At 66.7% G+C, this 24,923-nt stretch carries 15 protein-coding genes; 13 read left to right on the top strand and 2 right to left on the bottom strand.

Features of this window, described 5'->3' with window-relative positions; all coding sequences use genetic code 11:
• Positions 1-47: 47 nt before the first annotated feature.
• The 7 genes from N7367_RS08060 (at position 48) to cueR (ending at position 10,951) form a co-directional block, all read left to right on the top strand.
• The gene (locus N7367_RS08060) at positions 48-1,637 is read left to right on the top strand and encodes a calcineurin-like phosphoesterase family protein (protein WP_279942148.1); all 1,590 of its coding nucleotides are present in this window, start codon (positions 48-50) and stop codon (positions 1,635-1,637) included.
• A gap of 157 nt (positions 1,638-1,794) precedes the next feature.
• The gene (locus N7367_RS08065; protein ID WP_279942149.1) at positions 1,795-2,817 is read left to right on the top strand and encodes a glucokinase; all 1,023 of its coding nucleotides are present in this window, start codon (positions 1,795-1,797) and stop codon (positions 2,815-2,817) included.
• Between the two features lie 50 nt (positions 2,818-2,867).
• On the top strand, positions 2,868-3,866 hold the full coding sequence (locus N7367_RS08070; protein ID WP_279942150.1) for a N(4)-(beta-N-acetylglucosaminyl)-L-asparaginase: 999 nt from the start codon (positions 2,868-2,870) through the stop codon (positions 3,864-3,866).
• The gene (locus tag N7367_RS08075) at positions 3,863-4,603 is read left to right on the top strand and encodes a copper homeostasis protein CutC (protein ID WP_279942151.1); all 741 of its coding nucleotides are present in this window, start codon (positions 3,863-3,865) and stop codon (positions 4,601-4,603) included. Before N7367_RS08070 ends, N7367_RS08075 begins: the two co-directional genes overlap by 4 nt.
• Positions 4,604-4,898: 295 nt before the next feature.
• Positions 4,899-7,856 (top strand): TonB-dependent receptor, encoded by a 2,958-nt coding sequence (locus N7367_RS08080; protein WP_279942152.1) that lies wholly within the window; start codon positions 4,899-4,901, stop codon positions 7,854-7,856.
• A gap of 151 nt (positions 7,857-8,007) precedes the next feature.
• Entirely contained in the window at positions 8,008-10,500 is a 2,493-nt protein-coding gene (locus N7367_RS08085) for a heavy metal translocating P-type ATPase (protein ID WP_279942153.1), read from the top strand.
• Positions 10,501-10,513: 13 nt separating this feature from the next.
• Positions 10,514-10,951, top strand: a complete 438-nt coding sequence (gene cueR / locus N7367_RS08090) for a Cu(I)-responsive transcriptional regulator (RefSeq protein ID WP_065182695.1) — start codon at positions 10,514-10,516, stop codon at positions 10,949-10,951.
• A gap of 88 nt (positions 10,952-11,039) precedes the next feature.
• Here the strand turns inward: cueR and N7367_RS08095 are convergent, their stop codons facing one another.
• Both N7367_RS08095 and N7367_RS08100 read right to left on the bottom strand, forming a co-directional pair.
• Positions 11,040-11,234 (bottom strand): heavy-metal-associated domain-containing protein, encoded by a 195-nt coding sequence (locus N7367_RS08095; protein ID WP_053516712.1) that lies wholly within the window; start codon positions 11,232-11,234, stop codon positions 11,040-11,042.
• 157 nt (positions 11,235-11,391) lie between these two features.
• Positions 11,392-14,466 carry a TonB-dependent receptor gene (locus tag N7367_RS08100; protein WP_279942155.1) on the bottom strand — a complete coding sequence of 1,025 codons (3,075 nt, stop codon included), beginning with the start codon at positions 14,464-14,466 and terminating at the stop codon, positions 11,392-11,394.
• 611 nt (positions 14,467-15,077) lie between these two features.
• On the opposite strand from N7367_RS08100, the gene N7367_RS08105 reads away from it, so the two are divergent.
• The 6 genes from N7367_RS08105 to N7367_RS08130 form a co-directional block, all read left to right on the top strand.
• Positions 15,078-17,462, top strand: coding sequence for a GH92 family glycosyl hydrolase (locus N7367_RS08105; protein WP_231108694.1), 2,385 nt, complete (start codon positions 15,078-15,080; stop codon positions 17,460-17,462).
• Positions 17,463-17,558: 96 nt separating this feature from the next.
• On the top strand, positions 17,559-18,611 hold the full coding sequence (locus N7367_RS08110) for a LacI family DNA-binding transcriptional regulator (RefSeq protein WP_053516709.1): 1,053 nt from the start codon (positions 17,559-17,561) through the stop codon (positions 18,609-18,611).
• A 59-nt stretch (positions 18,612-18,670) separates the two neighbouring features.
• Positions 18,671-19,984: an L-fucose:H+ symporter permease gene (gene fucP, locus N7367_RS08115; RefSeq protein ID WP_053516708.1), complete on the top strand. Its 1,314-nt coding sequence runs from the start codon at positions 18,671-18,673 to the stop codon at positions 19,982-19,984.
• A 7-nt stretch (positions 19,985-19,991) separates the two neighbouring features.
• Positions 19,992-20,987 carry a carbohydrate kinase gene (locus tag N7367_RS08120; RefSeq protein ID WP_279942157.1) on the top strand — a complete coding sequence of 332 codons (996 nt, stop codon included), beginning with the start codon at positions 19,992-19,994 and terminating at the stop codon, positions 20,985-20,987.
• Positions 20,984-22,216 (top strand): AGE family epimerase/isomerase, encoded by a 1,233-nt coding sequence (locus N7367_RS08125; RefSeq protein ID WP_279942159.1) that lies wholly within the window; start codon positions 20,984-20,986, stop codon positions 22,214-22,216. The genes N7367_RS08120 and N7367_RS08125 overlap by 4 nt, the downstream gene beginning before the upstream one ends.
• Positions 22,217-22,445: 229 nt before the next feature.
• A partial coding sequence (locus N7367_RS08130; RefSeq protein WP_279942160.1) for a glycoside hydrolase family 2 protein occupies positions 22,446-24,923 on the top strand: 2,478 nt, incomplete at its 3' end.

Raw genomic sequence — 24,923 nt, forward strand, 5'->3', positions numbered from 1 at the left:
ATGGCTCCGCTCTACAATAGGCAGTCTTCTTCTTTGCCGGATTGCCCATGAAATCGCCCGCTGCGTGGCTGTGCTGCCTGTTGCTGACCTCGCCGGCCTGGGCTGCGGATACGGTTGTCAGCGGCAAGGTCTACCTGGAACGCGACGGCAGGCCCGGCCGTGGTGCAACCGACCCGGGCCTGGCCGGGGTGCAGGTGTCCAACGGCGAGCGCATCGTGAAGACCGCGGCCGATGGCAGCTACAGCCTGCCCGTGCGCGAGGGCCAGACGGTGTTCGTGATCAAGCCGGATGCATACGCGTTCCCGAAGGCGAGCGACGGGCTGCCGTCATTCTGGCGTCATTTCCAGCCCAACGGCTCGCCTGCACTGAAGTACGGTGGCATCGCCGCAACCGGCGAGGCCACCCGCAACTGGGACTTCGCGCTGCAGACGGATCGTCATGACAACCGGCGTGGTTTCCAGATGCTGGTGTTCACTGATTCACAGACCGCAAGCCTCAAGGACATCGGCTACTACCAGCAGTCCATCGTGGCGCCGCTGATCGGCCAGACCCGGGCGCGGCTTGGCACGACGCTCGGCGATATCGTCAATGATGACCTGACGCTGTATCCGGCCATCAACAAGGTCACCACGCAGCTGGGTGTGCCGTGGTTCCATGTGCCGGGCAACCACGATCTCGATTTCGATGCCGCCGTTGACGAGCATTCGCTGGACAGCTGGCGCAACGTCTACGGCCCGGACACGTACGCCGTGGAGGAGGGCGGTGCCAGCTTCGTGTTCCTCGACGATGTGGTGTACGACCCGAAGGCGAGGCCGAGCTATGTCGGTGGCCTGCGCGAGGATCAGTTCGCGTTCCTTGCCGCCTACCTCAAGGGTCTGCATCGCGACCGCCTGCTGGTGCTGGGCATGCACATTCCGCTGTTCGATGCAGCGCCGGGTCGCGAGAGCTTCCGGCACGCCGACCGGCAGCGCCTGTTCGACCTGCTGAAGGACTTCCGCAACGTGCTGGTCCTGAGCGGCCACAGCCACACCCAGCAGCATGTCTACCATGGCAAGGCCGAGGGCTGGCACGGCGAAAAACCGCTGCACGAGTACAACGTCGGTGCCAACTGCGGCGCGTTCTGGTCCGGTGTGAAGGATGCTGCCGGTGTGCCGGACAGCACCATGAGCGACGGCACGCCAAAGGGCTACGCGTTGCTGGATGTGGCTGGCAACGGCAGCTATCGCCTGCAGTATCGCGTGGCCGGCGCGCCAGCCAGCGAACAGATCGGCCTGCATGCGCCGAAGGTGCTGCGCCAGGGCGCGTATCCGGCGTGGGGCGTGTACGCCAACGTGTACATGGGTGAGGACGCGAGCGTGGTCGAGTACCGCGTGGACGGTGGGGCATGGCAGCCGATGAAGCAGGTCCGCCAGCCCGACCCGCGGCTGCTGGTGGAGAATGCGGCGGACGACCTGTCCAGCGTGCTGCGCGGTTACGATCGCTCGCCGGAGGCCACCGCTTCGCCGCATCTGTGGCGCGGCGCGCTGCCCACCCACCTGGCCGTGGGCGACCACAGGATCGACGTGCGTTCGACCCAGCCGGATGGTGCGGTATTCACCGCCACCACCCGTTATAGTCTGCAGACCGCAGAGCCCTGATCCGCAGGCGCCGCTGCGCGCTGCGTCCGGGTTGCCGCCACCCGGGCGCTGCGGACAAGGCCATGGCAGGGTCGGCATGCCGGCGCGGCGCCGCGCTAGGCAAAGCGACCCTGATGCCTGAGAATCGGTGCGATTCAATCGATTCAAGCAGGCCAGAGTGACCATCGCAGCAGTGCCCCCGGTTTCCACCGACTCCTCCCGCGGCGGTCTTCCGCGAAGCCTGGTCGTCGCCGATGTCGGCGGTACCTTTGCCCGCCTGGCGCTGGCTGAAACGCTGCCGGGACAGGCGCCACGGCTGGGCAGTCATCGCACCTACGCGTGTGCCGATCATTCCAGCCTGGCGGCGATTCTGGCCGACTTCACCCGGAGCCTCGCACTGCCGGTGCGGTCGGCGGTGGTCGCCATCGCCGGCCTGCTCGATGGCGATGTGCTGATCAATGCCAATCTGCCGTGGACGGTGTCGTTGTCCGCCACCCGCGCACAGTCCGGTCTGGACGATCTGCAGCTCATCAATGATTTCGAGGCGGTGGCACTGGCCATTCCCTACCTGCAGGCCGACACCCTGGTTCCATTGAACGGCGATGCCGACCCGGCGATGGCGTTCCCGGCGCTGGTGCTGGGGGCCGGTACCGGCCTGGGCGCGGCGCTGCGCTTCGCCGATGGCGGGCGTCCGGTGCTGCCCAGCGAGATCGGCCACGCTGCCCTGGGGGCCGGCAACGCGCTGGAGCTGGAGGTGCTGGGCAGGCTGCTGCAGCGGTGGCCACATGTGGACAACGAGCGTGTGCTGTCCGGCAGCGGTCTGATGAATCTGTATCCGTGCCTGTGCGAGCTGCGTGGCGTCACTCCGGTGTGGTCCAGCACCGAAGCGCTGATCGGCGCCGCACGCAGCGGCGAAGACGCACTTGCAGTGGAGACGCTGCAGGTGTTCTGCGCCTGGCTGGGCAGCCTGGCCGGCGATGCCGCCATCGCCGTGGGGGCCCGCTCGGTGTACCTGGCGGGCGGCATTTCCACCCACGTGCAGGATTTCCTCGCCGATGGCCGCTTCCGCGAGCGCTTCCTCAACAAGGGCGTGCTGGCCGACGTGCTGCGGCAGGTGCCGGTATGGCGGGTCGAACACGGCCAACTGGGCGTGCTGGGCGCCGCCGTCTGGCATGCGGCGCGGTACCACGTACACGATTGATCGGTGCTGCCGGCATCGGGCCGGCGACACGTTGCAGACTGGGAGGCAACATGGTGGATCGCAGGCAGTTCCTGCAGGCCGGAGCGCTGGCGGCTGGCATGGCCGCCCTGCCGGGCGTACAGGCACGTGTGCAGGGCGGAGCGAAGGTGGTCTCGACCTGGGACTTCGGTGTGCCGGCCAACCAGGCGGCATGGAAGGTCCTGGCGCAGGGCGGCAGTGCCCTGGACGCAGTGGAGGCCGGCGCACGCTGGGCCGAGAGCGAGCTGTGCAATCCCACCGTGGGCCATTGCGGCAATCCGGATCGGGACGGCGTGCTGAGCCTGGACGCGAGCATCATGGACGGCGATGGCCGCTGCGGTGCGGTGGCCGCGCTGGTCGACATCCCGCACCCGGTGTCGGTGGCCCGCAAAGTGATGGAAAACAGCCCGCACGTGTTGCTGGTGGGTGAAGGGGCGCAGCAGTTCGCCGTGCAGCAGGGCTTCGAGCGTAGGCGTCTGCTGACGCCGCAGGCCGAAGCGGCCTGGCGCGAGTGGTTGAAGACCGAGAAGTACCAGCCCCAGATCAACGCCGAGCGACGTGGCCTTCCCGGCAACAGCGACAACCATGACACCATCGGCATGCTGGCGCTGGATGCCCGGGGCCATCTTGCCGGTGCCTGTACCACCAGCGGCATGGCCTGGAAACTGCACGGCCGGGTTGGCGACAGTCCGATCATCGGCGCCGGCCTGTACGTCGACAACGAGGTCGGTGCCGCCACCGCATCGGGCGTGGGCGAAGAGATGATCCGCAATGCGGCCTCGTTCCTGGTGGTCGAGCTGATGCGCCAGGGTCGAACGCCCGCCCAGGCCTGCCGTGAGGCGATCGACCGCGTGGTACGCAAGCGTCCCGAGGCAAGCAGGACCCTGCAGGTGTGCTTCCTGGCCATGAACAAGCGGGGCGAGGTGGGCGCCTATGCGCTGCATCGCGGTTTCGTCTATGCCGTCTGCGATGCGCAGCGCCAGGACGACCTGCGCGATTCACCGTCGATCTACACGAGCACACAGGCGTGAGCACGCGGCTCACCCTGGAGATCGCCAGCAACTCGCTGGCTTCGGCGTTGGCCGCGCAGGCCGGTGGCGCCGACCGCATCGAACTGTTCGACAACCTTGCCGAGGGCGGCACCACACCGTCGTTCGCCAGCATCGCCATGGCCCGCGAACGCCTGTCGATTCCGCTGTTCGTGCTGGTGCGGCCGCGGCCGGGTGATTTCCACTACGACGCCCTGGAGGCCGAGCTGATGCTGCGCGATATCGCACAGTGCCGTGCGCTGGGCTGCGATGGCGTGGTGATCGGTGCGTTGGACCGGCAGGGCGATATCGATCTGCCCCTGTGCCGCGCGCTCATCCAGGCGGCGGGTCCGCTGCAGGTGACGTTCCACCGTGCCTTCGACGCCGCGCGCGACCTTCCGGCGGCGTTGGAGCAGGTGATCGCTCTGGGGTGCCGCCGTGTATTGACGTCCGGCGGACAGGCCAGCGCGGTTGCCGGTGTCGACGTGCTGGAAGGCCTGGTCGCCCGGGCGGCGGGGCGCATCAGCGTGATGGCGGGTGCTGGCCTGAACCCGGCCAACATCGCTGCGGTGGCGCGGCACAGCGGCTGCGTTGAGCTGCACGCGTCGGCCAAGAGCCGCCGGCACTCGGCCATGCAGTTCCACAACCCGGCACTGCGCGGGCTGGACCCGCACTGGGATCAGACCGATGCCGCAATCGTGGCGGGGCTGCGGCGGGCGCTGGACGGCGATCTGTCCTGATACCGGGCGAAGTCGGTTCCGCGCGGGTCTGCCGCTCGCGTGTCATCAGTTCATCTCCGGCCTGCGGCGGCCAACCTGCGCAAGCCACTGATTCATCTACTTTTCAAGCGGGGACGGCAGCGGATCCGCAGCGGCGTGTTGCGTCGCGGAATGCTCTCTCCGGTTCAGCCGTGCTTTAGTTTGGATCGATCCACAGGGGGGCGCCGGAACCGGCTTGAACCGACCCGGCACCTGGATCTTCCGTAGTGCCGCGCCACCACCCATCCGTGCGACCACACCCTCCGAGAGCGACCACATGGCTCAGTTCGTCCGCAATCGTCGTCACCTGCTGTCCCAGGCCCTGGTCCTGGCCCTGCTTCCGCTGGCTGCCAATGCACAGGAAGTCTCAGGCTCGTCCACCAAGGATCTCGACGCGGTCACCGTCACTGGCTCGCGCATCAAGCGCGCCAGCGTCGAAGGCCCAGCTCCCGTCAACGTGATCACCGCGCAGCAGATCCAGAAGGAAGGCTTTGTCAGCGTGTACGATGCGCTGAAGACATTGACCGAAGCCACCGGCACCGTGGAGGCGGCGTCGCAGTGGGGCTCGCACACGCCCAACGCCAGCGGCCTGAATCTGCGCGGGATGGGCCCCAACCGCTCACTGCTGCTGGTCAATGGCCGTCGCGTGGCCGACTACCCGTTGCCCTATGGCGGGGAGACCAATTTCTCCAACTACGGCAACATTCCCGCCGCTGCGGTGGAGCGCATCGAGGTCCTGACCGGCGGCGCCTCTGCGATCTACGGCTCGGATGCCATTGCAGGCGTGGTCAACGTCATCCTGAAGACCCACTACGACGGCGACGAAGTGCGCGTGCGCGGCGGCACCTCCACTGAAGGTGGTCGCGATACCTGGGATCTGTCGTGGGCGGGTGGCAGGACCGGAGACAACTGGAGCGTGACCTACGCGCTGCAGTACACCAAGCGCGATCCGCTGTTCGGCCGTGACCGGCCGCAGATGGATGATGCCGATGATGCGCCGCGCCCCTCCTGGAACATGGAACAGCGCAAGGTCGGTTTCCGTCCTACCGCCGGCCTGGCCCTGATCGACCCGGGTACCGGCCAGCGACTGGCGCCGCCGACCGGCACCTGCGAGAAGTTCGACGGCGAGTACTACACCGCCGATCGACTGGTCTACAACTACAACACCGATACGATCACCAATACCGGGCAGTTGTGTGGCATGACGGCCGACTATGCCAACTGGCTGCTGACCGGTGGTGCCGAGAATGTGTCCGGCAATCTGTATGCCACGTTCGATTTCGACAGCGACCTGCAGGGCTGGACCAACCTGGCGGTGTACCGGTCGGAGGCGATCTGGGGGACCAATCCGCCCAGCGTGACGCTCATCGATGATGACAACGGCTACTACTGGGATGCCAACCGCAACCGCGCGATCCTGGGCGTGCGCCAGTTCACGCCCAACGAAGTGGGCGGCCTGGACACCCTTCGCAACACCAACCGGGAGCTGTCCTGGGACTGGAGTGCAGGCCTTCGCGGGCGCCTGGCGGACCGCTTCGACTGGAGTGCCACCATCGGCCGTTCCTACTACCGCGTGGAAGAGCGGCAGAATGTAGTGGACGAGCAGAAGTCCTATGACTTCTTCCTCGGCCCGCGCCTGGGTACGACGGCGGATGGTGAAGCGATCTACGCACTGGACGAAGCACGCTGGTGGAACCCGCTCACGCCGGACCAGTACTGGCAGATGGGTACGGTGGCGAAGAACCGTGCGTCTTCCTGGGTCAACCAGGCGTCGGCGGACATCACCGGTGAGTTGTTCCAGGGCTGGGCGGGGCCTGTTTCGTTCGCGGCGGTGGCCGAGGTGGCGCGACAGGGATACCACCTCGCTCCCGACCCTCGCGCCGGCATCGATTTCGACCTGCAGAACGTTGATCGCGGTGGCGGCGAGCGCACGCGGTACTCGGCGGGCGTGGAGTTCAAGATTCCACTGCTGGACAGCGTGATCGCCACCGCGGCGGCACGCTATGACCGTTACGGCAGTTACAAGGCCGACGCCAATGCAGAGGCGCTGGAGATCGGCAGCCAGAAGGAGACCACCTGGAATGTCGGTCTGGAATGGCGGCCGGTGGAGTCGCTGCTGGTACGCGGTTCCTACGCCACCAGCTTCCACGCGCCTGACATGCACTACCTGCTGGGGCAGCCCAGCAGTTCCGAGGTGCAGACCTATGACCGCCTGCGTTGCATCGAAAGCGGTGCCTATCTGGTCAACAACTGTGGAGTGGGCAATACCGATGTCTGGTACACGTTCGACGTGAATCGTCGCGGTACTCCGCTGCTGCGCTCGGAAACGGGGGATTCATGGACGGTCGGATTCGTCTGGGATGTGATGTCCAATCTTTCGATCAGTGCCGACTACTGGGCGATCAAGCTGGAGGACATGATCGTCGATGTCGGCGCCGACGAGGTGCTGGCCAGCGAAGCGGGCTGCCGCACGGGCCTGAACATCGACGGCACGCCGTGGGCCAATCCGGCCGGTGCGGACTACTGCGCCGGCATCCTCGCGCGCGTGAACCGCGACAGCAATGGCCGCCTGGTGTCGATCGAGCGGGGGCCGTTCAACCTGGCCAGCCGGGAGGTCCGCGGTATCGACCTGACCGCGCGTTACCGGTGGGACAGCGCAGCATGGGGAAGCTTCCAGTTCGGCGTGAACTACACCAACCAGCTGTCGACCAAGGAGCAGCGCTATGCCGCGGATCCGAATCCGCAGCGCCGTGACCGCGATCTGCGCAGCAAGCTGCGAGCGAGCCTGGCCTGGCAGCGTGGTCACTGGAACGCGAATGTGTACGCCGACCGCATCGGCTCGGTGCCGGGCGTGCGTTACCACTGGGGCACCGACCGCCTGGACAATCCCGGCGGCTGCCTGCCGTTCGCCGATGGCTACGTACCCAGCGACAGTCCTTCGCTGGACTGCCTGGAACCTGCCACGCGTCCCGATGGTTCGCCGAATCCGAATCCGAACGCCGGCCAGCGCACGGCGCGCTACTACGGCCGGGTTGGACCGTTCATCACCTGGAACGTCAATGTGGGCTATCAGGTGACTGAACGCGCCAAGGTCAATGTGTACGTCAACAACGTCTTCAACTCGGCCAGCTGGAACCACAAGGATCCCTACAAGCTGGACTACGATTTCGCGCCGACCCGGTTGCTCGGTGCGGTCGGCCGCGAGTTCGCGCTGGAATACGTGTTCACGTTCTGAGCCTGCGCCATGGATCCACCCTCGACCGGTGGATCCATGCCCCGCGGATGAACTGACCGCTGGGCCGCCGGACAGGACAGGCTGGATTTGACCTTCCCACGATGGCAAGGTTTAGCCTGTTCCGGTCCAGAAGGAACCCGGGAATCCAGTCATGAGCCTGCCGCACGCCACCACCGCCGCTTCCGTGCCTGATCCGATCAGCCTGCCCATCGAAGGCATGACCTGCGCGAGCTGCGTAGGCCGGGTCGAGGCCGCGCTGGCCAAGGTGGAGGGGGTCGGCAGCGTCTCGGTGAACCTGGCCACGGAACGTGCCGATATCCGTCCGTCGGGGCCGGTGGACCGCGCCGCCTTGATCCAGGCGGTGCACAAGGTCGGCTATGAGGTTGCGGCCACGACCGTGGAGCTGGCCGTGGAGGGCATGACCTGCGCGTCCTGCGTGGGCCGGGTCGAACGCGCACTGCTGGCCGTGCCGGGCGTGAGCGCGGCGAGCGTCAACCTGGCCACCGAGCGTGCCACCGTTCGCGGCGCAGCAGACGTGGAGGCGCTGCTGGCGGCGATCGACAGGGCGGGCTACGGCGCTCGTCTTCTCGATGGCAGCGCGCAGGCCGATGACGGCGGGGAGAAGAAGGACGCCGAGCGTGCTGAACTCAAACACGCGCTGATACTGGCCAGCGTGCTGGCCCTGCCGGTGTTCGTACTGGAAATGGGATCGCATCTGATCCCGGGCATGCACCACTGGGTGATGTCGACCATCGGGTTGCAGGCCAGCTGGTATGTGCAGTTCGTGCTGACCACGCTGGTTCTGGTGATTCCCGGCCGGCGCTTCTACCAGAAGGGCATTCCGGCACTGCTGCGTTTGGCACCGGACATGAACTCGCTGGTCGCGGTGGGCACCGCGGCGGCGTTCGGCTACTCGGTGATCGCGACCTTCGCACCGCGGCTGCTGCCGCCCGGCACGGTGAACGTCTATTACGAAGCCGCGGCGGTGATCGTCGCGCTGATCCTGCTGGGCCGCTTTCTCGAGGCGCGTGCCAAGGGCCGTACGTCGGAAGCCATCAAGCGGCTGGTCAAGCTCCAGGCCAAGGTCGCCCACGTAGTACGCGATGGTCGGGTGGTCGACGTCCCGGTGGGCGAGGTGGTCAGTGGCGACCTCGTGGAAATACGTCCTGGCGAACGCGTCCCGGTGGATGGCGAGGTGGTCGAGGGGCGCAGCTTCGTCGATGAGTCGATGATCAGCGGTGAGCCGGTTCCGGTTGAAAAGGCATCGGGCGCGGCCGTGGTCGGTGGTACGGTCAACCAGCAGGGAGCACTGACCGTGCGTGCCACGGCGGTAGGTGCGCAGACCGTGCTTGCGCAGATCATCCGCCTGGTTGAACAGGCACAGGGGTCGAAACTGCCGATCCAGGCCGTGGTCGACAGGGTCACGCTGTGGTTCGTGCCTGCGGTGATGCTGGCCGCGTTGGCCACCTTCGTGGCGTGGCTGCTGCTCGGGCCGTCCCCGGCGCTTACCTTCGCCCTGGTCAATGCCGTGGCCGTGCTGATCATTGCGTGCCCCTGTGCGATGGGGCTGGCAACGCCGACCTCGATCATGGTCGGCACCGGGCGGGGCGCGGAGATGGGCGTGCTGTTCCGCAAGGGCGAGGCACTGCAGTTGCTGAAGGATGCGCGGGTGGTGGCGGTGGACAAGACCGGAACCCTGACCGAGGGCCGCCCGCGATTGACCGATCTGGAACTGAGCAACGGTTTTGCGCGAGCGGCGGTGCTGGGCGCGGTCGCGGCCGTTGAATCGCGCTCGGAGCATCCGATCGCACGCGCGATCGTGATGGCCGCCGAGGAGGAGGGCATCTCCGTGCCGGCCCTGCAGGAGTTCGAATCGGTCACCGGCATGGGGGTGCGTGCGATCGTGCAGGGAAGCCGCATTGAAGTCGGGGCCGACCGGTTCATGCGAACGCAGGGCGTTGATATCGATGGCGTTGCCGCGCTGGTGCAGCGTCTGGGAGGTGAAGGAAAGTCGCCGCTGTACGCCGCCTTCGATGGCCGGCTGGCAGCGGTGATCGCAGTGTCCGACCCGATCAGGACGAGCACGCCGGCCGCCATCACCGCACTGCATGAGCTGGGACTGAAGGTGGCGATGATCACCGGCGACAATGCGCGCACCGCACAGGCGATCGCACGCCAGCTGGGCATCGACGAGGTCGTGGCCGAAGTGCTGCCCGAAGGCAAGGTGGAGGCGGTGCGACGCCTCAAGGCTGCGCATGGTCACGTCGCCTTCGTCGGCGACGGCATCAACGATGCGCCGGCGCTGGCGGAGGCGGATGTGGGCCTGGCCATCGGCACCGGTACCGATGTGGCGGTGGAATCGGCCGATGTAGTGCTGATGTCCGGCAGTCTGCTGGGCGTGCCCAATGCCATCGCGCTGTCCAGGGCCACCCTTGGCAACATCCGGCAGAATCTGTTCTGGGCCTTCGCCTACAACACCGCTCTGATTCCGGTGGCCGCCGGCGCGCTGTATCCGGCTTTCGGCATCCTGCTGTCGCCGGTATTCGCCGCCGGTGCGATGGCACTGTCCAGCGTGTTCGTGCTGGGCAATGCAATGCGCCTGCGTCGCTTCCGGGCGCCAATGGCCGACGCCGCCAGCCACTGAAAAGGAGACTGTCTTGAACATCGGTGAGGCCGCGAAGGCATCGAGCGTTTCGGCGAAGATGATCCGCTACTACGAGCAGATCGGGCTGATTCCTGCTGCCGACCGTACGGCATCCGGCTACCGGGCCTATTCGCACGCCGACGTGCATCGACTGCGGTTCATACGCCGTGCGCGGGACCTGGGATTCTCGGTCGCGGAGATCACGGATCTGCTGGGCCTGTGGAACGATACCTCGCGCCACAGCGCCGACGTCAAGCGCCTGGCCGAGCAGCACATCGATGATCTCGAGCAGCGCATCGACCACATGCGGCAGATGGCCGATACGCTGAAGTCGCTGATCAGCTGCTGTGCGGGCGACGAGCGGCCGGAGTGCCCGATCCTGCAGCGGCTGGAGGAGGGCGAGGAAGGCGCGGAGCCAGTCGCGGCGCGGCGGCAGGCGCGCCGGAGCTGAGCCGCGGGGCGCAGGGGCCTTCGCACCTGCGCGGCGGGAGTGCTGTGGCTCCTTCAGAAGGACGTGAGCATCGCCCGGAGCCGGGCGATCAGGCGGTGCGCGGCGGGAAGCCTGCGTCCTTCACAGCGGCGAAGATCTCCGCTTCGCTGGCCGTGGTCTGCACCTGCACGCGGCCTGTCGGCGGATCGGCGACCACGCGGGCCTGCGGATCAACGCTCTGGATCGCGCGGGTCACGCTGCGCGCGCATCCGCCGCAGGTCATGCCGTCAACATGGAAGTCCATCTGTAGCTCCTTCGGTTCCGGGGAATGCAGCCAGTGTGCACCTTCCAACGATGGCAGGGTCAAGTGATGCCTCCGCGGTGCCCATGAAAAACGGCAGCCACCTGTACCAGCGTGGCTGCCGTGGAGGAATGTCCCCGCGCCGGGCGGGGCGACTGCCTTAGAACTTCCAGGTCGCGCCGAAGTACAGCTGGCGGCCCGCGTAGGTATTGGAGATCAGGCGGGCCTTGGTGTCATTGCCCAGATGCACGCGCTGCTCGGACTTGGTGGCGTTGATCACCGACGCGGTCAGGGTCCACTCCGGGGTGAGGTTGTAGGCCACGTTGAGATCAAGCTGGTCGTACGGCTCGGTGTAGACCGTCATGCCGTTGTTCAGTCCGCCGACCACCTGGCCGCGACGGTTGTACGAGGCGCGGGCAAGGAACGTGTCGTTCTCGTAGAACACCGTCACGTTGGCCTGGTTCTTGGCGCTGCCGACCAGCGGCGACGAGCCGATGTTCTGCCCATCCAGCACGATCGAGGCCAGGTTGGTGTCGTTGTAGGTGTAGTTCGCCTGCACGCCGACGCCGAAATCGAAGGTGTACTGGCCGTACAGCTCCACGCCCTGCGACACACCGTCCTGGCCGTTGGCACGGGTCTCGTAGTCCTGCACGGTCACGGTTTCGCCACCGACCTGCATCTGCATGTCGCGCACGACAGGCACGGTGAAGTTGTCCACGTTCTTGCGGAACAGGCCCACGCCGGCCACCGCGCCAGGCTGGAAGTACCACTCCAGGCCGAGGTCGAACTGGGTGGCCTCGAAGGGTTCAAGCTGCTTGTTGCTGCCGTCGCCGGTCCAGCCCGGGGTCGGTGCACCGCCGGCCACGCGGCGGTCATTGACGTACTCCTCGCTGTAGTAGCGCAGGCTGCCCGGAGCGCCGATCTCGGTGTAGCCGGGGCGTGCGATGACCTTCGAGGCGGCGCCGCGCAGCAGCAGGGTATCGGTGATGTCCCAGGCGATGTTGAAGCTCGGCAGGACGTCGGTGTAGGTGCGGTCCACGCCCAGCAGCTCGAAACTCTTGCTCTGTGCCAGGTTGTAGGGCAGGCGCACGAAACCGCTCTCGCAGCTGTAGTTCGGGTAGGCCGCCGCGGCCGGGTCGGAGCACGCCATCGGTGCGCCTGCGGCGTTGTCGAGGAAGTAGTCGTCGAAACGCTCGATCGAATCGGTGGACTGCGCCAGCTGCTTGGTGCGCACCACGCGCACGCCCACGTTGCCGCGCACCCGCTCGGTGCGGAAGTTGGCCTGGAAGTAGCCCGAGTAGATCTTCTCGTTGACGTTGTAGATGAAGTCGTCCTCGACACGGTTGTGCGAACCGCCGTAGGTCTTGTTCAGGTAATCGATGTAGGCCGGATAGTTGATGCCCGGGAACACGTTGGTATTGAAGCCGCCGGGGATGTTGCTGATCGGGTTGGACAGGAAGAAGCCGGGCTGGGCGATATTGGCCGTAGGGTCGCAGCCGCTCTGGTAGCGGTTGTTGTCGTAGTCCGACGGGTCTCGGCCCTGGCACACCCAGTAGGTATTGCCGGTGTTGCGGTGCACCGTGCCGTCACGATACTTGGCACCGAACTGGATCGAGTCCAGCCAGCCGGATTCGAACAGCTTGGTGACATCGGCCTGGAAATAGTTCTGCTTGATCTCGGTCTGCTTCCAGGACGAGTCGGTCGAACCGGTGTCGATCTCGGCGATGCCGGCCATGAGCTGCTGCTGCAGGTCGGGTGCGAAGGTGCCCGACGGTGTGCCGGTCAGGTCCCAGGAGGTGCTGCTGGACGATTCCCACACGCCATTGGTCTGCCGACGCGGTTTGGCCGACATGCGGAAGTTCATCGAGGGACCGCCTTCGGACCAGGTACGGCCGCCGGTGAACGACGCCTTCCACAGCGGGCTGATGTCCCAGTCGATGCTGAGGTCGGCGGTCTGCGAGAGCGCCTTTTCGCGGCTGTAGCCGCCGGTGAGCTGCGGGGTCGGAATGGTGCAGTCATCGGGGCCCCAGCCCCCCGGCTCGAGCCCGGCCGCTTCGGCCTCGGCTTCATTGCAGTAATAGGTCTTGCCGGCCAGCTTCTCGAACTGCGCGCCGGTGACGACGGTGCCGCTGGGATCGAAGTCCAGCCCGTTGAGCATGCGGCCGCCGGCCCAGTTGCCGTCACCATTGAAGCGGGCCATGCTCCACTCCGGCACCTTCAGCATGTGCTGGGCGTAGTTGCCCTCCAGCTCGAAGCGGAAGTAGTTGGCCGTCATGGTCACGTTGTCGACCGGCTTGAACTGGAAGGTCAGCTGCCCGCCCTTGCGCTCGCGCGTTTCCTCCTTCACCGCGAAATTGACCGAGGTCGGCATGAAGAAGTCGGTGTAGTTGCGACCGTTCTGGTTGTTGAAGCCGGAGTTGCCCCACCAGTACTCGATGCCGTCCTGCAGCATGGGGTTGCCATGCACGTCGCGCGCATCGGTATCGGTGCCGTACCACTGATAGTTCTCGGTGGTGACTTCCATGGTGCGGCTGGTGCGCTTCTGCTGGGTCACGCCGACCAGCATGCCGAAACGCTCGTCCTTGCTGTGCCACGAGTACAGTGCGGAGGCCTGCGGATCGATGTCGTGACTGGTATCCGACGAGGTGCCTTCGAGGGTGACGAAGCCCGAGTTGGACTCCATGTCCAGAGGGCGCCGGGTGTGCAGGATGACCGTGCCGCCGATGCCGCCTTCATCGATGCGCGCTTCCGGCGATTTGAACAGCTCGGCGCTGGACAGCATGTTGGACGGCAGAAGGGTGTAGTTGAAAGAGCGGGTCGCCTCGTCGTTGGTCTCGGAGGTGGCGACGTAGTTGCCGTTCAACTGGGTCAGCGTAAGGTCTGCAGCGAGGCCGCGCACGCTGACCGTCTTGCCTTCGCCGCCGTCGCGGGTGATGACCACGCCCGGTACGCGCTGCAGCGCGTCGGCCACGTTCTTGTCGGGGAACTTGCCGACGTCTTCGGCCGTGATTACTTCGACCACGGCGTTGGCGTCGCGCTTCTGCTCAAGGCTCTTTTCGATGGCGTAGCGGTAGCCGGTGACCTGGACGCTGTCCAGCGTGGTGGCGTCGGGCGTGCCGGTGGTGGCCTGCTGCGCGGCGGCGCCCGCCGGCAGGACGGCGGCGGCCAATGCCAGCGCGATGGCCAGCGACAGCGCGTCCTGGCCATGCATGCGTTTTGAGTGACTCATTCCCATCTCTCCCTCTCTCCTGGATTGATCCGGTGACGTGTGACGTGGTGCGGATGACTTGAATCGATCTAATCTGTGGTGATGCCGGTGCGGTCGCTACGCAGTTGCAACTGCATCCTGTGTCTGTGCCGGCCCGTCCTGTCGCTGCTTCCCCAAACTCCCGGCCACCGCAACGTCGTCTTGGATCGATCTAAGCGATGGGCGGGCGTTTTTTAGCATGGGTTGCCCGTCGGCGCATGCTGCTGCGCAATATGGTATTGCCGTGGCGGGGGCATGACGTTTTTCTGAATCGGCTGGAAACGTTTTCTCGCGCGATTCCCCGGCAGGCCGGCCAGGAGGCCGCGAGGCGGGACGTATGCTGCGGCGCAGAATGCATTGGCGCGAATCGCCATGCTCTACTTGAATCGATCTAAATTCACGGTTGCGCGGGTCTCGCGCCATTCCACGGGGAGCAGGCTGCCGGCAGGCAGCGCTCAGCGGAAGGCGTTGCAGGCTCCAGCCGTCTGCCACCGCACCATCGACCACAGGAACCCGACATGCGCCCAGTGCCGTCCGCTCCCGCTGTCCCCTCGACGCCGCGCCCGTTGACGCGATTGGCCTGGCTGCTCGCACTGGCGATGTCGCCGATGCTGCTGCAGGCCGCCCCGGCCGCACTCGAGCGCGAGGTGAACACCTTCATCGGCAGCAAGGACGATGGCAACACGTTCCCGGGCGCCTCGGCACCCTTCGGCCTGATCCAGGTCAGCCCCATCGGCAGCCACTATTCGGGGTGGCGCTACGACGACGAGAAGATCCGTGGCTTCGGCCACTCCTTCCTGTCCGGTGCCGGGTGCTGGGAGCAGGGCGGCCAGGTCTCGGTCCTGCCCGTGACCGGCAGCATCGGTCCCGGTGGCGATTTCGACACCGCCGACGCCAAGAGCTTCAACCACAAGACCTATGCCGCGTCGTACACGCATGACGGCGAAATCGGCCAGGCCGGCTACTACAAGGTGCGCCTGACCAGCTACGGTGGCATCGATGCCGAGGCGACCGCGCGCACCCGTGCCGCCGCCGAGCGCTACACCTTCAGCCAGCGAAGCGGCGATGGCCACGTGCTGGTGAATGTCGGCCAGGCGAATGAACGCCATTCGGTGATCGGCAGCGTGATCGACGTGGTCGGCGACCGCGTGGTCGAGGGCAAGCTGGTCACCAAGAGTTTCTGCGGTGGCCACCAGTACACGACGTGGTTCCGCATCGAGTTCGATCGCCCGTTCAAGGCGCATGGTACCTGGGGCGAGGCCGGTGGCCTGCCGGGGGCGCGCCACAGCATGGAAGGCGAGCAGAAGCCGAACGGTGCCTGGTTGAGCTTCGACCTGGCCAAGGGGCAGTCGGTCACGGCGGTGAGCGCGATTTCGCACGTCGATGCCGAAGGCGCGCGCACCAACCTGCGCACCGAGGGCATGCAGGGCGGAGCGCTGATGGGGTTCGACCGCATGCGCGCGCTGTCGCAGCAGGCGTGGCGCGAGGAGCTGGGCCGGGTGCGCGTGCAGGGCGGCAGTGCTGATGACCGAACGGTGTTCTACAGCGCCGCCTACCACGCGCTGCTGCAGCCGCTGACCGGCAGCGATGCCGACGGCCGCTACCGCGGCTACGACGATGGCATCCATCGCGCGGATGGCTGGACCTACTACGAGTACTTCTCGCTGTGGGATACCTACCGCGCGCAGAACCAATGGCTGGCGCTGACCCGCCCCGATGTGGCGCGTGACATCGGCCGCACGCTGCTGGCGATCGACGAGCAGGGGGGCTGGCTGCCACGCTGGGGTTACGCCAACTTTGAAACGAACATCATGACCGGCGATCCGGTGACCCCGTTCATGGTCGACCTGTGGCGTTTCGGTGCGTTCAAGGGCCGCGAATCGCAGGCGTGGGATGCGCTGCGCCGCAATGCGTTCGGCACCCCGCCGTTGAATTCCCGTCATGCGGGCCGGTCGGGCAATCCGACCTATCTGGACAAGGGCTACGTGGTCTACGACCGTGCGTTCCCGTCCAAGGGCATGGACGTCGATCCGCATCACGGCGGCTCGGCCACTCTGGAATATGCACTGGCCGACTGCGCGCTTTCGCAGATGGCCGATGGCCTGGGTCACGCCCGGGATGCGGCGACGCTGCGAGAGCGCGGCCGCAACTGGCGCAAGGTGTGGGACCCGCAGGTCCGCGACGCCGAGACCGGCTTCAGCGGCTTCCCGCGGCCTCGCACCGAGGACGGGCAGTGGTACACCCCGGCGGACGGGCACTACAGCCCACGTTCCCACCACGGCTTCCATGAAGGCACCGCGTGGCAGTACCAGTGGCTGGCGCAGCAGGACATGCCGGGGCTGGTCGAGGCGATGGACGGTCGTGAGCAGGCCGGGCGCCGGCTCGATGCCTTCTTCGCGATGGATGCACTGCAGGCCGACCCGCTCAATGCCGCGCGGCGCGAATGGGTGGTCGGGCCCTACAGCTACTACAACCAGTTCCGCTACAACCCGAACAACGAACCCGATCTGCACGCGCCGTGGCTCTACACCCTGATCGGCCAGCCGTGGAAGACCGCCGCGGTGGTGCGGGCCGCGCAGCAGCTGTTCACCAATGCGCCCAATGGCGTGACCGGCAACGACGATCTTGGAACGATGTCGGCGTGGTACCTGTTCAGTGCGATCGGCATGTACCCCGCAGTACCGGGCAGTGGCCAGTTCCTGCTGCATACGCCGCGCTTTGCCCGGGTCGAGGTCGACATGGGCAATGGCCGCACCCTGCGCATCAATGCCCCGGGGGCGGACGGCCGCCGCCTGCAGTACGTGCAGGGCGTGCAGGTCGATGGCCAGGCGCATGCCCCGGTCTGGCTGGACTGGGAGCGCCTGCAGCAGGGCCCACGCCTGCACTTCGCCCTCGACGCGCAGGCGCCGACCCAGGGGTGGGGCACGGCGGTGAAGGATCTGCCGGTGTCCTGGTGCGCGGCACCTGGCAGCCAGCTGCGTTGATCGGGGCTGTGCCGTTCGCGGCGACCCAGCGAACGGCACGGCACGAGACGGCCGCGATCCATTAGGCTTGAGCCCTCAGCGGAGCCCGGGAATACGATGAACGACAACGGCAGCAGCACTTCCAGCAAACGCGCCGGCAAGGCAGTGACGGTGACCGACATCGCGCGCGCCATCGGCGTATCGCGGGCGACCGTGTCGCTGGTGCTGCGCGGCAGCCCGCTGGTCAACGTCGATACCCGGGCCAAGGTCGAGGCCGAGCTGCGGCGCCAGCGCTATGTCTACAACCGCGCAGCAGCCAACCTGCGGCGGCGCACGTCCTCCAGCATCGCACTGGTGATCAACGACCTGTCCAATCCATTCTTCGCCGAATTCGCCTCCGGCGTCGACGAGGCGCTGGGTGGGCGTGGCTACGTGACCCTGCTGGGCAGCACCGGCGAATCGCCGGAACGCCAGCAGGCGGTGCTGTCCACGCTGATGGAACACACCCCGGCGGGGCTGATCCTGTCGCCGGCCGAAGGCAGCGATGCCACGCAGCTGCGCCAGGCGCTGGGAGCCAATGCCAACGTCCTGCTGTTCAACCGTGAGCTGGACGGGGCCGATTGGGACTTCCTGACGCTGGACAACCAGCATGGGGCCTATCTGGCCACCCGCCACCTGATCGAGCGAGGCCATCGCCATATCGCCTTCTTCGGCGGCCACGCGGCGTCCAGTTCCTGCCACCAGCGCCGTGCCGGCTTCCAGCAGGCGCTGGCTGAGGCTGGACTGTCGCTGCCACCCGGCTGGATGATCGAATCGGCGCCGAACCGGCTGGAGGCGGCTGCACGCACCGACGAACTGTTCGCCGATGGCCATCGGCCGAGCGCAGCGGTCTGCTACAACGACACCGTCGCGCTGGGGCTGATGCTGGGCTTGAACTCGCGCGGCATCCGGCCGGGCGGCGATTTCGCTGTCACCGGCTTCGACGATATTTCCGAGGCTTCGGTGGCGGTGCCACCGTTGACGACGCTGACCGCCGACCCGCGCGAGCGTGGCCGGCAGGCGGCGGCACTGCTGCTGCAGCGCCTGGACGAACCGGATGCGCCGCCACGGCGCACGGTGGCTCCGGTGCAGCTGCGGATCCGCGAAAGCAGTGCCGCCCGGCCGACCTGATTTCACTGCCGTTACTCCTTCCACGCAACAACGATTCCGCGCAACGAGGCGCGTTCCGCATGCCGATCTCAGCAACGCCCCGTCCGTCGGGTTCCCCGGGCAACGCACCGGCCGTCACCAACGGCAAGGCCCTGGCCGTGGTGACCACCATCTTCTTCATGTGGGGCTTCCTGACCTGCCTCAACGACATCCTGATTCCACACCTGAAGGCGGTGTTCGAGCTGAACTACGCGCGGGCGATGCTGGTGCAGTTCACCTTCTTCGGTACGTACTTCCTGATGTCGCTGCCCGCTGGCCGCCTGGTCGCGGCTCTCGGCTACAAGAAGGGCATCGTGGCCGGCCTGCTGATTGCAGGTGTGGGCGCGCTGGGCTTCTGGCCGGCGGCCGAACTGCGGATCTACGGCGCCTTCCTGGGTGCATTGTTCGTGCTCGCCACCGGCATCACCGTGCTGCAGGTGGCGGCCAATCCCTATGTGGCGCTGCTGGGCCCGGAGCAGACCAGCTCCAGCCGGCTGACCCTGGCGCAGGCGTTGAACTCGCTGGGTACGGCGATCGCGCCGATCTTCGGCGGCATGCTGATTCTTTCCAATACGGTCAAGAGCGCCGATGAAATGGCGGCGATGCCGGCCGCCGAACAGCTGGCCTATCGTGCTGCCGAGGCGCAGGCCGTGCAGGGCCCGTATGTGGGCCTCGCGGTGGCGCTGGTGCTGCTGGCGTTGTTCGTGTTCCTGTTCCGCCTGCCGGCGCTGAGCGATGCGACCGAACAGGCCGACCAGGGGCATCACCACAGCTATCTGGATGCGCTGCGCCAGCGTCATCTGCTGCTGGGCGTGCTTGGCATCTTCTTCTATGTCGGTGCGGAAGTGTCGATCGGCAGCTTCCTGGTGAACTACCTGTCGATGCCGGACATCGGCGGATTCAGCGAGCAGGAGGCCACACACTACGTTTCCGCCTACTGGACGATGGCGATGGTCGGCCGCTTTGCCGGCTCGGCGCTGCTGGCTCGCTTCTCGCCGAGCCGCCTGCTGGCGATCTTCGCACTGGTCAACGTCGGACTGCTGGCGCTGACCATGGCCAGCGCCGGCAGTGTCGCGCTGTACTCGGTGGTGGCGATCGGCCTGTTCAACTCGATCATGTTCCCCACCATCTTCGCGCTCAGCATCGAGCGCCTGGGGCCGCTGACCAACAAGGGCTCGAGCCTGCTGATCATGGCCATCGTCGGCGGCGCCGTGGTGCCGTACCTGCAAGGCGTGCTGGCCGACCACATCGGGGTGCAGGCCAGCTTCATCCTGCCGCTGCTGTGCTACGTCTACATCATTTTCTACGGACTGGTCGGCGCACGTACGCCGGCCTCCGCAACGCAGGGAGGCTGAGTCCGGAATGGGTGCGATTGTCTGCTTCGGCGAAATTTTGATCGATCTACTGGCGCAGCCGCCGGCCACTGCGGACACGCCGCGCGCGTTCCTGCAGTACGCCGGCGGAGCACCGGCCAACGTCGCGGTGGCTGCCGCGCGGTTGGGCGCGAAGACCCAGTTCGTCGGCATGCTGGGCCGCGACATGTTCGGCGACTTCCTGGCCGAAAGCCTGGCCGAGCACGGTGTCGGTACCGACTACATCGTCCGCACCGATGCCGCCAAGACCGCACTGGCGTTCGTCGCTCTCGATGCAGAGGGGGAGCGCAGCTTCAGTTTCTACCGTCCGCCGGCGGCCGATCTGCTGTTCCGCGACAGTGATTTCCAGGCCGCCTGCTTCGACAGTGCGCAGTGCTTCCACGTCTGCTCCAACAGCCTGACCGAGGCGGCCATCGCGGACGCAACCTTCGCGGGCATGGAGCGCGCGCGCGCTGCCGGGGCTGTGGTCAGTCTCGACCTCAACCTGCGGCCGGCGCTGTGGCCGGCCGATGTCGATCCGTCGCCGCGCCTGTGGCAGGCGCTCGAACGCGCGGACCTGGTCAAACTGTCGCGCGAAGAACTGGACTACCTGGCGGCGCCCCTGGGCGACGGCGGCGAGGACGCGGTGCTGCAGCGGCTGCTGGCGGCGCAGGCTCGCTGGGTGATCGTGACCGATGGTGCGGCAACGCTGCACTGGTACACCCGCCAGGCGCAGGGCACGGTGACCAGCTTCCAGGTCGCCGCTGTCGATACCACCGCAGCCGGTGATGCCTTCGTGGGAGGTGTGCTGGTGGGACTGCTGGAGCGGGGTGGCGCAGGCGCGGGATTCAATGCGTTCTGCCGGGATCCGCAGGCCATCGACGCCACGCTGCGCTTCGGTGCCGCGGTCGGCGCGCTGGCCGTTACCCGCAAGGGCGCGTTCGCCGCGATGCCCTCGCTCGACGAAGTGCAGCAGCTGCTGCAGGCACAGGACATTACCGCATGAGCACCTCGCCCGACTTCCGTTCGCCCGCGTTCCTGCGCGCGCATATCGCCGATACCCTGGCGTTCTATCATCCGCGCTGCATCGATCCGGCCGGTGGTTTCTTCCATTATTTCCGTGACGACGGCAGCGTCTACGATGCCAGCCATCGCCATCTGGTAAGCAGCACCCGTTTCGTCTTCAACTACGCGATGGCCTATCGCGAGTTCGGCAAGGCCGAGTACCGCGAGGCCGTCGAGCATGGCGTGCGCTATCTGCGTGAGGTGCACCGCAATCCGGCCACCGGTGGCTATGCCTGGACCCTGCGCGATGGCCAGGTCGAGGACGACATGAATCACTGCTATGGCGTGGCGTTCGTCCTGCTGGCCTACAGCTGCGCGTTGAAGGCCGGCATCGAGCAGGCCCGCGCGTGGATGGATGAGACCTGGCAGCTGCTGGAGGCGCGCTTCTGGGAGCCGCAGCACGGTCTGTACCGGGACGAGGCGGACGGCCAGTGGAACTTCACCGGTTACCGTGGACAGAACGCCAACATGCACATGTGCGAGGCCATGCTGGCTGCGTTCGAGGCCAGTGGCGAACAGCGCTATGTGGAACGTGCCCTGCAGCTGGCCGACAACATGACCCGTCGCCAGGCAGCCAAGGCCGGTGGCCTGGTATGGGAGCACTACGATTCCAACTGGGAGATCGACTGGAACTACAACCTGGACGACCCCAAGCATCTGTTCCGTCCCTGGGGTTTCCAGCCGGGCCACCAGACGGAGTGGGCCAAACTGCTGCTGATCCTGGATCGGCACGTGCAGGCCGACTGGCTGGTGCCGACGGCGCGTCATCTGTTCGACGTGGCCGTGGAGCGCAGCTGGGACGAGGCCCGTGGTGGCCTGTACTACGGTTTCGCGCCGGAGTCACGGCGGCAGCCGGGCATGGACGGCGCGCCGATCGGCGGCGACAGCTTCGTCTGCGACGACGACAAGTACTTCTGGGTACAGGCCGAAACCCTGGCAACCGCTGCGCTGATGGCTGCGCGCACCGGTGATGACCGCTACTGGCAGTGGTACGACCGCATCTGGGCCTATTCCTGGGAGCACTTTGTCGATCACCGCTACGGCGCCTGGTTCCGCATTCTCGATGCAGACAACCGCAAGTACAGCGATGAAAAGAGCCCCGCAGGCAAGGTGGATTACCACACCATGGGTGCCTGCTACGAAGTGCTGAACGTCGTGCGTCGAGCATGACCGGCAGCGCCGGGCCATGCCCGGCGAAGCATGATCGGTAGCGCCGGGCCATGCCCGGCGAAGCATGATCGGTAGCGCCGGGCCATGCCCGGCGGACACAACAGGAGTCCCGCCCGTGCATCGCCCTTTCCGTGCCGTTTGCCCATTCGCCTCTCTGGCCCTGTTGTGGATTGCCACTCTCGTATTCCCGGCAGCGGCCGCTCCGTTACAGGCAAGCTGGGAGTTCCGCATGCTGCCGGGCGACGCGCAGGGCGCGGCGCATCCCGGCCTGCAGCAATGGCGCAGCGCGCAGGTGCCGGGCAGCATCCACACCGACCTGCTGGCGCATGAACTGATCCGTGATCCTTACGTCGGCGCCGCCGAGGCCGAGCTGCAGTGGATCGGCCTGGCGGCATGGGAATACCGTGCACGCTTCGATGTGGACGCCGCGACCCTGGCCAGGCCGAACGCGGAACTGCGCTTTGACGGTCTGGATACGTACGCGGAAGTCACCCTCAACGGCAGGCCGCTGCTGCGCGCCGACAACGCTCACCGCAGCTGGCGCGTGCGCGTGGACGGCCGCCTGAAGGCGACGGGCAACACGCTGCAGATCGTGTTCCGTTCGCCGATCCGCACGCTGCTGCCCGCTGTCCAGGCGATGCCGCACAGGATTGCTGGCAATTATCCTTCGCCCTACGGTGACGAGCCGAAGGATGCGATGGTCGGTAATTTCGCGCGCAAGCCGGCCTACCATTTCGGCTGGGACTGGGGTCCGCGCTATGTCACCGCCGGGGTCTGGCGTGGCATCGACCTGGAGTCCTGGGGCGAGCGCCGCCTCGGCGATGTGGCCGTACGCACCGAGATGCTGGACGCGCAGCAGGCGAAGCTTGCGGTAGTGCTGCAGGTGGAACAGGACGCTGCCGCGGGTACCGCGGCCGTCGATGTGGAGGTGTTCGATCCGCAGATGCGCAGTGTCGCGCGGGTGCAGCGGCACGTTGCAGTGGCCCCGGGAGCGAATACGGTGGAGCTGCCGGTGGCGCTTGCCCAGCCGCGCCGCTGGTGGCCGGTCGGCTACGGGGCACAGGATCGCTACGTGGTGGCGGTCCGACTGGACAGCGGCGATAGCGGGTCGCTCGCGCGCGAGCAGCGCATCGGCCTGCGCACGGTCGCACTGCGCCGCGACAAGGACGCTGATGGCGGCCAGGGCTTCGCATTCGTCATCAACGGCGTGCCGGTCTTCGCCAAGGGTGCGAACGTGATTCCCTTCGACGCGTTCCCGGCCCATGTGGATCCCGCGCGCGTGCGCCAGGTGCTGACCGCCGCGCGCGACGCCAACATGAACATGCTGCGCAACTGGGGCGGCGGCTACTACGAAAACGATGTGTTCTTCGATATTGCCGATGAACTGGGCCTGCTGGTCTGGCAGGACTTCATGTTCGGCGGCGGCATGCAGCCCGGCTACGACCCGGCATTCCGCGCCAGCGTGGTTGCCGAAGCGCGCGACAACGTGCGCCGCCTGCGCCATCACCCCAGCATCGTGTTGTGGTGTGGCAACAACGAAGAGGAAACCGCGTGGAAGGACTGGGGCCATGGCCGCGACCTGAAGGCCGCAGATCCGGTCTTCGCCGCAAAGGTCTGGCAGGGCTATGTGGACCTGTTCGGCAATGACCTGCGTGCGGTGGTCCGTGAAGAAGGGCTGGGGGTGCCGTACTGGTCCAGTTCGCCCAGCAACGACCTCGACGAGAAGGCCAACGACTCCACCCGTGGCGACAAGCACTACTGGCAGGTGTGGGGCAATCCGGCGTTGCCGGTGCAGGCCTATCTGCGCGAGACGCCGCGTTTCATGTCCGAGTACGGCCTGCAGGCGTGGCCGGCCGTGGCTACGGTGGACCAGATCGCAACCCGCGCCGAGCAGCGGATCGACAGCCCGGTGATTCGCGCGCACCAGAAATTCATGGCGGGCGAGGGCAACAGCCGTCTGCTGCACTATATCGAGCGGGGTTACGGTACGCCGAAGGATTTCGGGGACTTCGTGTATCTCAGCCAGGTGATGCAGGCCGATGGCATCGCTCTGGCAGCGCTGCACCATCGCGCCTCACGCCCCTACACGATGGGCTCGCTCTACTGGCAGCTCAATGACGTATGGCCGGGTGCGTCCTGGTCGAGTGTGGACTACTTCGGGCGCTGGAAGGCGCTGCACTACCAGGCGCGGCGCTTCTTCGCTCCCGTTGCCGTGGCGGCGCTGCGTGACGAGGGCACGACACGCGTGCGTCTGCTCAACGATGGCGACGCCGGCGAGGCGCGCTGGCGGCTGCGGGTGATGGATGTCGACGGCAAAGTGCTGCGTCGTCGCGAGCAGGCGGTGACCCTGGCGGCCGCGGGCGTGACGGCGGTCGGCGATTTCAGTGATGCCGAACTGCTGGCGGGTGCCGATCCGAAGCGCACGATTGCCGTGTTCGAGGTGCTGCAGGGAGGGAAGACGACTGCACGTCAGGTCGTGGGATTCGTCGAGGCCAAGGATCAGGTGCTGCCCCGCCAGGCGCTCAGGGCCACGCTGGACATCGAGGGGGACCACTACCGGCTGCGGCTGCAGAGCAGGGCATTCGTGCGCGCGGCATGGGTGGACTTCGGTGCCCTGGAGGTGCAACTGGAGGACAACCTGCTCGATCTGCTGCCGGGCGAGAGCCGCGACATCAACGTGCGCGGCCCGGTGGATCTGGCCACGCTG

Source organism: Stenotrophomonas sp. GD04145 (assembly GCF_029835135.1).
In the GTDB taxonomy this organism is placed as follows: Bacteria; Pseudomonadota; Gammaproteobacteria; order Xanthomonadales; family Xanthomonadaceae; genus Stenotrophomonas; species Stenotrophomonas maltophilia_P.